Below are 13,899 nucleotides of genomic sequence, written 5' to 3' on the forward strand. Positions count from 1 at the left end.
AACACCGCACAAAATATCCTACTGATGAGGTGATGCAACCCATGTCTGCTTATACAGAGTCTTTGAAGCGATCGCTCTTTTTGACGCTGATTGCTCTAGCTGTATCATTGACGATTTCGTTCTTGATGGCAATCTAAATTTGCCCTGAAAATCATTTATTATCCTCTATTAGTGATGTGAGTTGAGTGAGGTATGGCCACTCCTTCTGCCGCTACACCCCCGCCGCTGCCCCTGTGGGTCATGTTTCGCTTGGGTCTTTTTCAGATGGGACTGGGCATGATGTCGATTCTGGTGTTGGGGGTTCTCAACCGCATCTTGATCAAGGAATTGGCGGTGCCGGCGACATTGGTGACCCTCACGATCGCCATGCATCAATTTGTCGCACCGGTGCGGGTGTGGTTTGGTCAGCTCTCCGATGCCCATCCCATTGGTGGCTATCATCGCACGGGGTATGTCTGGGGTGGGGCTTTGGCCTTTACCTTGGTCACCTATGCCATTGTTCAAGTGATCTGGCAGGTGGGGCAAAGTTTAGATCAAGCGGGCTGGAGTCTGTTCACTCAAGGGTGGATTGCCCTGTTGGGATTGCTCTTTGCCGCCTATGGCATTTGTGTCAGCAGTAGCTCGACTCCCTTTGCTGCCCTGCTGGTGGATGTCTCCGAAGAAGAGGATCGAGGCAAATTGGTGGGCATTGTCTGGTCCATGTTGACCGTGGGCATTGTTGTCGGTGCCATTCTCAGTAGCGTCCTGCTGCGGCAATTGGAGCTAGATACCCCCATCGACCTTCTGCAACAAAGTGTCAATCGTCTTTTTTTGGTGGTTTTGACGGTGGTCTTTGCTCTCGCGATCGCTAGCACCTGGGGAGTTGAAGCCAAGTATTCCCGCTACCATGTGCGCAGTCGCGCCTGTAACAACCCTGAAAACATCACCCTTGGTCGCGCCCTCAAAATTCTTACTGCCAACTCCCAAACATGGCGCTTTTTTCTCTTTCTTGTTCTGATGACCCTGAGTTTATTTATTCAGGAGCCGATTCTTGAACCCTTTGGCGGTGAAGTCTTTGGCATGACAATTGCTGAAACTACCCGCTTGAATGCCTATTGGGGCATGGGCACCCTGGTTGGTTTGAGTTTCACAGGATTTTTGATTGTGCCGCGCCTCGGCAAGATTCGAACCACTACCTATGGCTGTTGGGGAGTGGCCTTGATGTTTTTACTACTTATCATCTCAGGCGTCACGCAGCAGGTGTGGCTCTTTCAGTTGCAACTCTTTCTCTTTGGCATTGCCGCAGGCGTAACAACAACAGGCGCCCTGAGTCTGATGCTGGATTTAACGGCGGCAGAAACGGCAGGGACATTCATTGGCGCTTGGGGCTTGGCGCAGGCCATTGCCCGGGGATCAGCCACCGTTGTCGGCGGGACCGCTCTCGATATTGGTCGTCAACTGTTTGGTGTGCCGATCCTCGCCTATGGCTTTGTCTTTTGTCTGCCGATGCTGGGAATGCTGGCCGCCGTTTTGCTTCTTCAACAAGTCGATGTGAGTCAATTTCGGCAACAATCTCAGGTGGCGATCGCCAAGGTTTTGGCTGAGGAATTGGAATAGAGGAGCTTACCAGTGGGCAAAAAAGGAGAAATCCAATTTGCCAAAGTGGGTCACATGGGCGATATTAAAATGCTCTAGGCAATTGACCAGCCAGCGCACCTTGCCGCGACTAAAGGACTGGTAGTGGTTAAACAGGATGGCAAAGCGTTTTTCGAGGTAGGGTTTCACTTTCCTGCTGAGGAGAACAATCTTGAGCAATAGGCCAATGGTGGCCGCCGTGCCGATGGTATTGAGCAAATCAACAAAAACCAGATGGTTGGGGTTTTGGGCGCTCTCGACAACCAAGTAGTTGAGGGTCTGGCTACAGGTGCGCACAATGGTGAATTCATTTAGAGGCTGGGGCTGCTGAAAGAGGGGCAGCGTTTCCAAATACTGGTAAAAGCGCTGGCGAAACCGACCCCGACCCACATCCGCCGTCGTGTCTGTCAAGTAGTGGAAGAAGGCGTCCCGAAAGTCGCAGGTGGATTTCAGCCGTTGCAGCCGCTGCTCAAATTGACTGGCCAAGTCGCGATAGGTGTGGCGGCCATCCACCTTACCGACAAAATGTTGAATCGAGGTTTTGACTTCCTCCGCAGAAAGCAGGGTGGGATTTTTTATGGGGGGGATATTTTGATGTCCCTGGGCACGGCGAAACTCACTGGTGAGGTAGTGGCTCAGGTTCATTTCAAATTCCTGGGTGGCTTTTTGCTGAACCTCTTGAATGTAGCGCAGCTCTTCCGGTGGGGTGTCATCCCCCACTAGGCAGTGGTTGTAAAGATAGGGGTAGCGGCGAATGAGGGTGGCAAGGGGGCGATCGCCATTTTGTTGAATTTGGCAAGTATCTTGGGCATCCTCCTGCAGGAATTGCACCACGCGCTGGAGTTTTTGAAATGCTTCACTCTCTAGATAATCCTTGACGAGTAGCCGCAGCTTCCGCACCATCGGTGTCCGGCTCAGCCCCCCCGCCGGCATCCCCACAGGGGTTTGCAGCATGGCCAGAAATTGGGGAACGGCCCCTTGGAGCAACGGACGCGATTGCCAGCGGTTAATTAGAATGTGGCAGCAGCGGTTCATAAAGGGACGGAAATGGTCTGCCTCCCGTGCCCCAGTCACAATCCGATCCATCGCCTCTTGAATCTGGCGATCGGGATAGGTATAGCCCATGAGAAACAGGGCACGAAACCGCTCAATGACTTGCTGCGGGCTCTCATGCTGCACGCATTCCAGCAAATGATCGTAAATCAGTTGGTAGTCGTTTCCCTTGATCCAAGTATTCATGGGGAGGAATGTGCTCCTAAGCCACGCTGCTACCGATAGTGCTGGAATTCGGGGGCACAGCTGAGAGGTCTCGACATATCTGCATGATAGAAGGCAACATATTGTTGATTGGTGATCGAAACCACGTTTTTGTCGTGATCCTAATCACAAGAATGACCGAGGTTTTTTCGATCCCTGAAGAGTGCAAAGGCCCTACTGCCTTTTGATGATCAGCAGTAGGACAATTAATTGACAACTGACTATAAAAGTTGGTTCTAAACTCTCTCCCCAAAAGACTTTTTAGGCCTCGAGAGCATCAGCGCCCCGCATACCCCGAAAGCTGAGCGAGACCCTCTAGGGGATAGACGCCCTCATAGCGTTTACCGTTGATTTCCCATGTGGGATAAGCACGGATATGGGCTTCTTTGCACAATTCTGGTTGGCCATTGGTACCGCGTGCATCACACTCAATGTAGTTGATGGTCTTAAAGGCGCTGCCAAAGAGTTCCTTTTGCTTCATACAAGCGGGGCACCAGTAGGCGCCGTACATTTTGGCATTGATTTTCTTCAGGTGGTTCGCCAGCCCTTGGGGAGAAATAGTCCGACTAGCTCCCTGCGCCATGGCCATGTCGGGAGATTGAAAAACAGGTAACCGAGGTACAAGGGCGATCGCCAGCCCCACACCCAAGGCAAGCAGGAGATAGCGCCAGGAGTTTTTCATCGAGAACCATCCACTAACCTCATACAGTGTACTGCATTCTACGCAGTGCTGGAGCTAGAGACCGCGAGCAACGTCTTGCGGTTCCGCCATTGTGAAAATTGACTGCCAAAATAGTGAATGCTGGCACGCCCCATCTAGGAAGAATGCAGCAGCACTAGAATCAAGATGACAGTGCCCAGATTGCAGAAACAGCTATGATTACCAGAAGGACGATAGCAGGGGTTGGCTCTGCCCCCTCTCATTCTCGAGGTAGAGGCCTTGGGCAAAAGTGAATGGCACGCCATCAATCGCTAGTTCTACACCTCTTAAAGGGGCAAGATCAATCCCAGCACCGCTCCGATAGTTAGTTGGATTCGATCATGGATGCCCTGTCAACTTGAGCGATTGTAGCTGATAGTCCTCCCTTGAGGGATGACGCAGCGCGCTAACCTTGCTCCAGGCTATGGACGTGCTCACTGTTAAGTAGCAGAGCCAACGGGGTTACCACTGAGTACCTTTCCTGAAACTTCCCCACAGCTCCTAGGGAGGGTTGTGACCCAGAATTGGCTCCCCCCAGAAGTATCGTTTAAGCGGCTAGAAAAATAGTACATTAGCCCTTTGATTGGCAGCCAGAGCGACTCGTTACTTAGAAGATTAAGTGTTGTTGTAAGATTCAACACTTCTGGGCTCCCCCAAACGTAGTTAGCCGACCATTCCCGCGAAGGATTGTAGGGGGTGTCTTCGCGCAGGCGGTTGCCGTTAAACTAAAACTACACCCTAGCAGCAGAGCCCTTGCGGATTGTTGAATGGCAGCAATTTTTGAGCTTCATCCTGTCAACCCCCAGCCCCGCGCGATCGCCCAAATTGTTGAGGCTCTCAAAGAAGGGGCAGTTATGCTCTACCCCACAGATACGGTCTATGCCATTGGCTGTGACATGAACCACAAGGGAGCGGTGCAACGGGTACGCCAACTCAAGCAACTCTCTAACGATAAACCCGTCACCTTTTTGTGCTCTTCTCTCTCCAATATTGCCCAGTATGCCTATGTCAGTGATTCCGCCTATCGCCTCATGCGTCGCCTAATTCCGGGACCCTACACCTTTTTGCTGCCCGCTACCAAACTGGTGCCCCGCCTTGTCCAAAATCCCAAACGCAAAACGACGGGGATCCGCGTGCCTGACCATGTGGTGAGCCAAGCGCTGTTGACTGCCTTGGGCAATCCGATCATCTCCACCTCAGCACGACTACCCGACGATGAGACCTATTATGTGAATACCGCAGATCTCTTCGATGCCTTTGACAAGCGGGTGGATTTGATGATTGATACGGGGGAACCGCCGACACAGCAAATGTCCAGTATCCTTGATCTCACCGTCGAACCACCCCTACTGGTGCGCAAGGGACGAGGCTGGGAAGCACTGCCGGCAGAAATGGTGACCGTTGAGTGAGCCACTCGAGGTCTTCGGTCGGTGGAAACCGCTAGGCAAGGTTTAATTCAAGAATGAGTTCATCACAATTAATTGGCAAAGTATATTTGGTGGGCGCAGGCCCCGGCGATGCGGGGCTACTGACGGTGCGTGCCAAGAACCTGCTGGAGTGGGCGGATGTGGTGCTCTACGATGCCCTAATTAGCCCCGAAATTCTTAACTTGATCAACCCCAAAGCAGAAAAAATTCATGTGGGCAAGCGGCGGGGCAACCATACCCTTTCCCAACCAGAGATTTGCCGCCTGTTGATTGAGTTGGCACAGCGCCATGCGGTCATTGTCCGCCTCAAGGGCGGTGATCCGTTTGTCTTTGGCCGAGGGGGTGAAGAGTGTTTGGCGCTAATCGAGGCTGGCATTACTGTGGAGGTGGTGCCGGGGATTACCAGTGGCGTGGCTGCACCTGCCTATGCGCACATTCCCCTCACCCATCGGGATTTTAGTTCTTCGGTGGTCTTTGTCACTGGCCATGAGGCTGCTGGTCGCTACCAACCCCGCGTCAATTGGCCAGCTCTGGCAACTGCGGTGGATACGATCGTGATTTACATGGGGCTCCACCATCTGGGGGAAATTGTGCCGCAATTGCTGGCAGGGGGGCGATCGCCCCAGACTCCCTTGGCCTTTATTGAATCAGGGACAACACCGCAACAACGGGTAGTGGTGACAACCCTAGAGCGCGCGATCGCCACCTATGACGAGGCCCAGATTCAAACGCCTGCTTTGATTGTCATTGGTGAGGTCATTCACCTGCGCTCCCAGCTAGGGGGAAGTCTCCACCAAGCCTGAAGCAACAGGTTCAGGTTCTAGGGGCAACGACAGCATCGTCCGCTCCAAATAGGGCAGTAGCTTACGTCGCGTTTGATCCAGAGAATAGGCAAGGCGGATATTCTCTCTGGTGAGTAGTCCTAACACCCGTTGTGGGTTGTTGCGATCCACCACAGGTAACTGCCTTAAATCCCGCGCCGCCATGCGATCAATGGCGTCCTTCAGGGGTTCATCACTGTAGGCCAGCAATAAGTTTCGCGTACAGACGCTCCCCACCGTTTGGGTTGGATAGGCGGTTGTTTCCTGATCCGCTTCCCAACGGGTCAGCACCCGACTAATATCCCCAAGGGTGATCAACCCCATCAAGTCCTGCTGACTATCGGTGACAAAGGCACAGTAGACTTTTTTTTCAATGAGTTGCAAGCCCGCTTCGACCACAGGGGTCGCTTCGCTGAGAAACAGCACCGGCGATTGCATGGCCTCTGCCACAGAAAGATTGGGGAGATTTTCCTCCTGCTCCTCCTTGTGGGACTCAATGCTGGGTGCCAAGGCGGGCAGCTCACCCGGTTTTTGCACACTAAAACTATTCACTAACCAGACACTTAAGCCCACCGCTGCCATCAGGGGCAAAATAATGCGATAGTCCCGCGTCATTTCAAAAAGCAGCAAAATGGCGGTTAAGGGTGCATTGACACTAGCTGCAAGGACGGCGGCCATTCCCACGGTTGCGTAGGCGGCAGGAGCCGCAATACTGTTGGCAAACATCGGTAAGAGAATAGGTAACACCTTACCGTAGGCAGCACCAAGGGAAGCTCCCAAAAAGAGTGCCGGCGCAAAGATGCCCCCCACTAGACCACTGCCTACACTCACTGCTGTTAAGAGCATCTTGGTAACTAGCAAGACCAACAGCAAGCCGAGGGAAAAATTCACATCCCTGAGGATTGCTTCCACTGTTTCATAGCCAATGCCCAGCACTTGCGGCAAATACAGGGCAACCAAGCCAACGCAGAGCCCCCCCATCAAGGGACGCAGGGGTAGGGGAATGCGACCTAAAAACTGCATAGGTGGAATCTTCCCCTGAAAGATTTGCGGGAGCCACTGAAGTAACTGGGTATAGACAATGGCAACGCCGTAGGCCAACAGTCCCAGGCCCAAATACAAGGGCAACTCAAGGGAACTACGTACCTCATAGGCGGGCAGCTCAAAGGCAGGTTGTGACCCCAAGCCAATTTGGGTAATGAGCGCAGAAATCACAGCGGCCAAAAGCACCACACTCACAGCCGTTGTTTCAAAGGTGGTTCCTAAGACCACCTCTAGGGCAAAGAAGACGCCAGCGATCGGAGCATTGAAGCCTGCTGCTAAACCTGCCGCTGCCCCTGCACCAAGGAGCGACTTTTGCCGTTCTCGCGAGACCTTGAGCCCCTGACCAAGGAGAATGCCGATGTTGGCGCCCACTTCCACACTGGGTCCTTCTGGACCAAGGGATGCACCTGTACCTAGGGAAATTGCCGCCGCAAGGGTTTTGGCAATGGGGCGTATGAGAGGAATTTCCTGCCCAGCTTCGACAGCACTCATCAATGACATCAGGTTGGGACTAAACTCTTGGACAAACCAACGCATCATCCCCACCAGCAAGCCCCCTAGGGTCGGAACACAGGCCAGTGTCCACCCCCCCCAGTGACCAATGATCCCCATCAAGTTTTCAAGGGCAAGGTGATGAATTGTTTCAATCAGGTAACGAAACAGCAGCACACTGAGGCCAGCGCTGCCGCCAATGAGCACCGCCAAGACCAGTACGACCGTTTCCGGGGGAGGCTGCAATTGGTTGAAAAGACGAGTGAGGCGAGATTCGCCAGCAGAAAGGCGGGAGAGGGAGGACACTGGTGGAAAAACTTTGCCTGAAACGGGATAACTCTAACTCAATTATGCGCAATTTCCAGGGAAGAGGCTAAAAGGGCAACAGTTGCGGTGTCACATGGTAAAAGTAGGGATGCAGCCACCACAGCAAGGCGACAAAAATGACCACTCCCCCATAGGCGGGGCGCAAAAATTCCTGCCACACCAGTTGTTGCTTACCCTCCCAAATGGCTTTGAAGGGAATGATGGAAGTGCGGTTTTTCAGGGCAGCAAAGGCTTCTCCATGCCGTGCGTACCAGCGACGATCGCCATGCCAAACCCCAAAGCAGTGATGGGCAATGAGGCCAAGGGAGGTGAGCAACGTAAAGGATGTGCCCAACCACAGGGTATGGGCCACACACCAGATGAGCTGTCCCCACAACTGCGGGTGACGGGTAATGCGAATAATGCCCGTTTCGTAGAGGTGTACCTCTGGCTTTTGCACAGCGGCAATTTCCAGCAGGTTAAATGTGGCTGGATAAAGAAAGAGAAACGAAAGTGCCGATAGTCCCCACACTAGCGCCCCCATTCCCGGCACCTCTTGCAGTTGCCATAGCTGGACGCCGTCGTAGCGATGAGCCAAAAAGTAAAGAATCAAGATTGTGGCTAAAGGCAGACTGACTGAGGCAAAAAAAATGCGATAAAGGCGGGCACCCAGCCGCTTTTCTGCCCAAGGGCGTAAGCTGGCCAAGCCACTGTGGGCGATCGCAAACAGGAGCAATAGCCCCACCATGATCCACTGCGAACTGGTTTGCCAACTGTGGTGATCCACGCCCATCTACTCCCCACGATTGAGCTCCCTTCCCATGATCCCAAAGGGTCAGGCGGTTTGTAAAGCAATGGAACTGAGCAGCAAAACCAAGCCTATGAGCTATAGTCAAGGCTTGAGGGCATCCGGCATCAATTTTTATCTTTAATTGACTCGAACTCAAAGCCTTGCAGCCAAGCCGTGAGGCGCCTCAAAATCCTTGTCCTAGGGTTGCGATCGCACCCATTCCCTTGATACACTAGCTAAGCTGATTAAATTGCCCTCGGCACATCAGTGTATCTTTTGTGCATTTTTGGTTTGGACACCATCATCACTGTAGGTTGGGTATAGTTGCATGGCTCGATATCGTGGCCCTCGTTTGAGAATTGTCCGTCGTCTGGGTGAACTGGCTGGTCTCACCCGCAAAGTCCCCAAGCGGAGCTATCCCCCCGGTCAACACGGCCAAGCCCGCAAAAAGCGTTCGGAATATGCGCTGCGCCTTGAGGAGAAGCAAAAACTACGCTTCAACTACGGGGTCTCGGAGCGGCAACTAGTGCGCTATGTCCGCAAAGCCCGCCGTGTGAGTGGTTCCACTGGGCAAACCCTCCTGCAGTTGTTGGAAATGCGGCTGGATAACACCGTTTTCCGCCTTGGAATGGCCCCCACGATTCCGGCAGCTCGCCAATTGGTGAATCATGGCCATATTCTGGTTAATGGTCGCAATGTTTCTATTCCTAGCTATCAGTGCCGTCCGGGGGATGTGATTACTGTTCGCGATAACGAGCGATCGCGTCGCCTGGTGGAAACCAACCTTCAAAATCCCGGTCTTGCCAATCTCCCCAGCCACTTGGAACTCGATAAAAGCACCCTCACCGGCAGAGTGACCGGTATCGTTGAGCGCCAATGGGTGGCTCTTGAAGTGAATGAACTCCTCGTGGTTGAGTACTACTCCCGCAAAGTTTAGAGGATCGCCGCCTTTCCTATGGCAGAAGCCTATCTTCTGGAAAAACTCCGCACTGTCGAGCAAACCTTTACGGAGCTGACCCGTCGCTTGGCGGATCCCGATGTGGCAGTCAATCCAACTGAATTTCAGAAGGTGGCTCGCTCCCGTGCTGCCCTAGAGGAGACGGTGAATGCCTACCACGAATGGCAATCTCTCAATCAGCAGCTGGTGGATGCTCGTCAGCTGCATAAGGAAGCGGCCAATGAGCCGGAACTGCGGCAAATGGCTGAAGAGGAAATTGCTCATCTCAGCCACCGCATTGCCCAACTCGAGGAACGCCTGAAAATTCTGCTGCTGCCCCGTGATCCCAATGACGAAAAAAACATTATGCTGGAAATCCGGGCAGGGGCAGGGGGTGATGAAGCAGGAATTTGGGCCGGTGACTTGGTGCGGATGTACTCCCGCTATGCCAAAACCCAAGGCTGGCAAGTGACCCTCGTGAGTGAATCCTTGGCTGAAATGGGCGGCTTCAAGGAAGCCATCCTTGAAATCAAGGGCGATCGCGTCTATAGCAAGCTGAAGTATGAATCGGGGGTGCACCGGGTGCAGCGGGTACCCGCCACTGAAGCCAGCGGCAGAATTCATACCTCCACTGCCACCGTAGCTGTGATGCCTGAGGTGGATGAGGTGGAGGTGGAAATTGATCCAAAGGACATTGAACTTACCACCGCCCGGTCTGGCGGCGCCGGCGGCCAAAACGTCAATAAGGTGGAAACCGCTGTTGATTTATACCACAAGCCAACGGGAATTCGTATCTTCTGCACTGAAGAGCGGAGTCAACTGAAAAACAAAGAGCGAGCGTTCCAGATTCTCCGTGCCAAACTCTACGAAATAAAGCTGCGGGAACAACAGGAAGCCATTACTTCCATGCGCCGCTCTCAGGTGGGCACGGGCGATCGCTCCGAAAAAATCCGTACCTACAATTACAAAGATGACCGCGTGACCGATCACCGTTTAGGACAAAACTTTAGCCTCAGCAGCGTCCTAGAGGGGGATTTGGAACCGATTATCCAGGCCTGCATCAGCCGTGATCAGCAGGAACAACTGGCGCAACTTGCTGCCGAACAAGCCTAGGAGGATCAAATGACTAAATTTGTGGCTTGGGGACGCTACTGCGAAGATGTCCTTGAACGGCGTGCCCCCCATCGCCAGGCACACCTCAATGGCCTTGCGGCTCAAAAAGACCAAGGACTACTCATCACCATTGGCCCGACCAAAGACCTGCGCTACTTTTTTGCTATTTACGAGGCGGATAGCGAAGAAACCGTGCGCCAACTCATTGAAAACGACCCCTACTGGCAGCATCAGGTGTGGACAGACTACAGTATTCATGAGTGGATCCAAGCCCTCTAGGGGCGAGGGCGGATCCGAACCTCCCTAGGGGGCAAGGGCGTTTCCCCGCATCAGGCTGCCAATCGTTTTTGCAGTAATTTTCAACTGCACTAAGGGATTAGCGGGTACAACGGTCTTGTAGAGGTAGCTATCGAAGGTGAGCTTTTGCACATCAAGATCGCTACACATCTCCACAAAAGCCTCACGGGTGGCATCGGAGCGATAAAAGACCCGTTGCAGCAGATCCAAAACAAGATAGGTCATGCCGTAGGCTTTGTCCCAGCGCTTCAGGTAGAGCTTGAGATCGGCTTCCGTAGGGATACGGCGACCGCCGTTGGAGGTCTCGACAATCGTTTCAGCACACATGCGGGCGGACTTGGCGGCAAAGTAAATGCCTTCTCCGGAGGACTTGGTCACGGTACCAGCCGCATCCCCCACAAGAGCGACGCGACCGACAACTCGCCGAGGCCGAGGATGCTCAGGAATGGGGTGGGCTTCCACTTTAATAATTTGCCCTCCTTCCAGTTTGGCAGCAGCGCGGCTGCGGATTCCTGCTTGCAATTCCCGAATACGGTCTTTGTTGACCTTCATCGTGCCCGTGCCCACGGCTACATGGTCATATTTCGGGAAAACCCACGCATAAAAGTCAGGGGACACGTCATCCCCCACGTACATTTCTGCCAACTCGTTGTAGTAAGCCATTTTGTCCTCAGGTAGGCGAATCCGTTCCTGGTAGGCAATGGCATAGTTGTAATCGCCGGCATCAATTTCTTTGGCAATGCGAGAATTTGCCCCATCGGCACCAATCACCACATCCACTTCGAGGGTCTGAGCTGTGCCATCCTCTTGGACATAGTGGAGGGTGTAGGGCCGATCGCTGGTGGTGGGCTGTTCTAGCTTAAAGACAGTGCCATTGATCAAGTTGGCGCCCAAATCCGCTGCCCGATTGCGCATAAAGCTATCGAGGACCTCGCGGCGGCACATACCGATATACTCGTGCTCCTTGAGGGTATGGCCAATGTTCACCTCAATGTTGGAGGGGGAAATCATTTTCATTTTGCGCACGCGGCGGTCAATGATTTCCGGTGGTAGGTCAAATTCACTGACCATGCACAGGGGGATCGCACCGCCACAGGGCTTGGCATTGTCTAATTTACGTTCAAAGAGATAGGTTTGGATTCCGGCTTTGGCTAAGGTTTCGGCGGCTGAGGAACCCGCTGGACCCCCACCGACTACTGCTACCCGAAGTGACAACGGACAACTCCCAATTTTGGCTAACAAACAACAGTTTGGATACTATCACGGGAATTTTTTGTCTTCAAGGATTTAATCCCGAAAAGCCGCATCTGTAACAGTTTTCAACATTTGGCCATCCTGAGTGATCTGCTAGGATAGATCCATTTATTGACTAAGAATTGATCCAACCTGGGGACTTAAAGTGGTAGTGACCCGATTTGTCTCTTGCGGTCGAGAATGGTATCATTTGCGAGGTTGTAAAATTTACACCATTTCCCAGAGAAGTTAAGGTAGGGCATTCACATGGCATCCTCTCCTGTTGCGCCCGTTGTTTTGGTGATTTTGGATGGCTGGGGTTATCGCGAAGAGACCTACGGTAATGCGATCGCCAGCGCTTATACACCCGTCATAGACAGTTTGTGGCAAGCCTATCCCCACACATTGATTCACACCTCTGGGAAGGCGGTGGGACTCCCCAAGGGACAAATGGGCAACTCCGAGGTGGGGCACTTAAATATCGGTGCTGGTCGCATTGTTCCCCAGGAGTTGGTACGCATTTCCGATGCCGTTGAAGAGGGCAGCCTGTTTAGCAATCCCGTCCTTGTGAGGCTCTGTCAAACCGTCAAGGAACGCAACGGTAAGCTGCATTTTATTGGTCTGTGTTCTGCGGGGGGGGTCCATTCCCACATTGACCATCTCTACGGCTTGGTGGAACTGGCCAAACGCCATGGCTTGCCTGCTTGTATCCATGTCATTACCGATGGTCGCGATACGCCCCCCCGGGATGCCGCAGGGGTTCTTGAGGAATTGGAGCAACGCCTGAAAACCAGCGGCTGTGGACGAATTGTGACGGTGAGTGGTCGCTACTACGCCATGGATCGCGATCGCCGCTGGGAACGCACCGAGGCGGCCTACCGAGTCATGACCAGCAATGAGCATATTCAACCCCTGCGGGCAGTGGATGTGGCCCGTCAGTCCTATGCCCAGGATATTGGCGATGAATTCATTGTGCCCACACGGATTGCTGCCGGAGCCGTTGAACCGGGGGATGGCGTCGTGTTCTTTAATTTCCGTCCCGATCGCGCCCGCCAGCTGACCCAAGCCTTTATTGATCCTAACTTCAGCGGTTTTGAACGGGCGCTGATAACGCCCCTTGACTTTGTCACCTTTACCCAGTACGACGCTAGCTTTAACTGTGGGGTTGCTTTCCCGCCGCAAAATCTTAGCCATATCCTCGGAGAAGTCATTGCCGAGCATGGCCTAAAGCAACTGCGGGCAGCCGAAACAGAAAAATATGCCCATGTCACTTACTTCTTCAACGGTGGCCTTGAGGAACCCTTCCCCGGCGAAGATCGCATTCTCATCCCCAGTCCCATGGTGACCACCTATGATCAAGCCCCAGCCATGTCTGCCCTCGCTGTAACCCAAGCGGTCAAGAAGGCCATTGAGAAGCAGGAGTATGCCCTAGTTGTCGTTAACTTTGCCAACTCCGATATGGTGGGGCACACGGGGAAGTTAGCGGCGACGATTCAAGCCATTGAAACCGTGGATCGCTGTGTGGGGGTCTTGGTGGAAGCGGCCACAAAAGTGGGGGGAACGCTGCTCATCACCGCAGATCACGGCAACGCTGAATACATGATTGATGAGGACGGCAACCCCTGGACAGCTCACACCACCAACCCGGTTCCCTTTATTTTAGTGGAAGGGGAGAAACGCAAAGTTCCTGGCCATGGTGGCCATGTGATCCTGCGGAAAGATGGCTGTCTTGCGGACATTGCCCCTACGATTCTTGAAATTCTGGAGCTACCCCAACCCCTAGAAATGACGGGGCGATCGCTAATTGTCAGTGCACCCTATGAAATGCGCCTAAATCGCACCCCTGTTTCCCTCAAGATCTAAGGCTT

Annotated in this window: 12 protein-coding genes; 7 read left to right on the forward strand and 5 right to left on the reverse strand. The window is 53.3% G+C overall.

Annotated elements, in window-relative coordinates; genetic code table 11:
* Positions 1-192 precede the first annotated feature (192 nt).
* Positions 193-1,596, forward strand: a complete 1,404-nt coding sequence (locus TLL_RS00695; RefSeq protein ID WP_011055995.1) for a BCD family MFS transporter — start codon at positions 193-195, stop codon at positions 1,594-1,596.
* 6 nt (positions 1,597-1,602) lie between these two features.
* Here TLL_RS00695 and TLL_RS00700 read toward each other — a convergent pair whose 3' ends face one another.
* Positions 1,603-2,853: a hypothetical protein gene (locus TLL_RS00700; RefSeq protein WP_011055996.1), complete on the reverse strand. Its 1,251-nt coding sequence runs from the start codon at positions 2,851-2,853 to the stop codon at positions 1,603-1,605.
* Positions 2,854-3,148: 295 nt separating this feature from the next.
* Complete coding sequence (locus TLL_RS00705; RefSeq protein ID WP_011055997.1) at positions 3,149-3,553, reverse strand: hypothetical protein; 405 nt, start codon at positions 3,551-3,553, stop codon at positions 3,149-3,151.
* A gap of 785 nt (positions 3,554-4,338) precedes the next feature.
* Between TLL_RS00705 and TLL_RS00710 the strand changes: the two genes are divergently transcribed.
* Entirely contained in the window at positions 4,339-4,980 is a 642-nt protein-coding gene (locus tag TLL_RS00710; protein ID WP_011055998.1) for an L-threonylcarbamoyladenylate synthase, read from the forward strand.
* A gap of 53 nt (positions 4,981-5,033) precedes the next feature.
* A complete protein-coding gene (cobA, locus tag TLL_RS00715) occupies positions 5,034-5,801 on the forward strand; it encodes a uroporphyrinogen-III C-methyltransferase (protein WP_011055999.1) in 768 nt (255 codons plus the stop codon).
* On the opposite strand, the gene TLL_RS00720 is transcribed toward cobA, so the two are convergent.
* Both TLL_RS00720 and TLL_RS00725 read right to left on the reverse strand, forming a co-directional pair.
* On the reverse strand, positions 5,775-7,661 hold the full coding sequence (locus TLL_RS00720; RefSeq protein WP_011056000.1) for a chloride channel protein: 1,887 nt from the start codon (positions 7,659-7,661) through the stop codon (positions 5,775-5,777). The genes cobA and TLL_RS00720 overlap by 27 nt on opposite strands.
* Positions 7,662-7,728: 67 nt before the next feature.
* Entirely contained in the window at positions 7,729-8,454 is a 726-nt protein-coding gene (locus TLL_RS00725; protein WP_011056001.1) for an NnrU family protein, read from the reverse strand.
* Between the two features lie 325 nt (positions 8,455-8,779).
* On the opposite strand from TLL_RS00725, the gene rpsD reads away from it, so the two are divergent.
* The 3 genes from rpsD to TLL_RS00740 are packed head-to-tail and all read left to right on the forward strand — an operon-like array spanning position 8,780 to position 10,780.
* On the forward strand, positions 8,780-9,388 hold the full coding sequence (gene rpsD, locus TLL_RS00730) for a 30S ribosomal protein S4 (RefSeq protein WP_011056002.1): 609 nt from the start codon (positions 8,780-8,782) through the stop codon (positions 9,386-9,388).
* A gap of 18 nt (positions 9,389-9,406) precedes the next feature.
* Positions 9,407-10,501, forward strand: a complete 1,095-nt coding sequence (prfA, locus tag TLL_RS00735) for a peptide chain release factor 1 (protein ID WP_011056003.1) — start codon at positions 9,407-9,409, stop codon at positions 10,499-10,501.
* 9 nt (positions 10,502-10,510) lie between these two features.
* Complete coding sequence (locus TLL_RS00740) at positions 10,511-10,780, forward strand: YciI family protein (protein ID WP_011056004.1); 270 nt, start codon at positions 10,511-10,513, stop codon at positions 10,778-10,780.
* Between the two features lie 24 nt (positions 10,781-10,804).
* On the opposite strand, the gene chlP is transcribed toward TLL_RS00740, so the two are convergent.
* Positions 10,805-12,013: a geranylgeranyl reductase gene (chlP, locus tag TLL_RS00745; RefSeq protein WP_011056005.1), complete on the reverse strand. Its 1,209-nt coding sequence runs from the start codon at positions 12,011-12,013 to the stop codon at positions 10,805-10,807.
* Positions 12,014-12,298: 285 nt separating this feature from the next.
* Between chlP and gpmI the strand changes: the two genes are divergently transcribed.
* Positions 12,299-13,894 (forward strand): 2,3-bisphosphoglycerate-independent phosphoglycerate mutase, encoded by a 1,596-nt coding sequence (gpmI, locus tag TLL_RS00750; RefSeq protein WP_011056006.1) that lies wholly within the window; start codon positions 12,299-12,301, stop codon positions 13,892-13,894.
* Positions 13,895-13,899 lie beyond the last annotated feature (5 nt).

Origin of the sequence: Thermosynechococcus vestitus BP-1 (genome assembly GCF_000011345.1) — a bacterium.
Taxonomy (GTDB): Bacteria; Cyanobacteriota; Cyanobacteriia; order Thermosynechococcales; family Thermosynechococcaceae; genus Thermosynechococcus; species Thermosynechococcus vestitus.

Excerpts from the sequence above, each read along its gene's own strand:
- TLL_RS00695 (WP_011055995.1), top strand. The coding sequence starts at position 193 with ATGGCCACTCCTTCTGCCGCTACACCCCCGCCGCTGCCCCTGTGGGTC.
- TLL_RS00700 (WP_011055996.1), bottom strand. The coding sequence starts at position 2,853 with ATGAATACTTGGATCAAGGGAAACGACTACCAACTGATTTACGATCAT.
- TLL_RS00705 (WP_011055997.1), bottom strand. The coding sequence starts at position 3,553 with ATGAAAAACTCCTGGCGCTATCTCCTGCTTGCCTTGGGTGTGGGGCTG.
- TLL_RS00710 (WP_011055998.1), top strand. The coding sequence starts at position 4,339 with ATGGCAGCAATTTTTGAGCTTCATCCTGTCAACCCCCAGCCCCGCGCG.
- cobA (WP_011055999.1), top strand. The coding sequence starts at position 5,034 with ATGAGTTCATCACAATTAATTGGCAAAGTATATTTGGTGGGCGCAGGC.
- TLL_RS00725 (WP_011056001.1), bottom strand. The coding sequence starts at position 8,454 with ATGGGCGTGGATCACCACAGTTGGCAAACCAGTTCGCAGTGGATCATG.
- rpsD (WP_011056002.1), top strand. The coding sequence starts at position 8,780 with ATGGCTCGATATCGTGGCCCTCGTTTGAGAATTGTCCGTCGTCTGGGT.
- prfA (WP_011056003.1), top strand. The coding sequence starts at position 9,407 with ATGGCAGAAGCCTATCTTCTGGAAAAACTCCGCACTGTCGAGCAAACC.
- TLL_RS00740 (WP_011056004.1), top strand. The coding sequence starts at position 10,511 with ATGACTAAATTTGTGGCTTGGGGACGCTACTGCGAAGATGTCCTTGAA.
- gpmI (WP_011056006.1), top strand. The coding sequence starts at position 12,299 with ATGGCATCCTCTCCTGTTGCGCCCGTTGTTTTGGTGATTTTGGATGGC.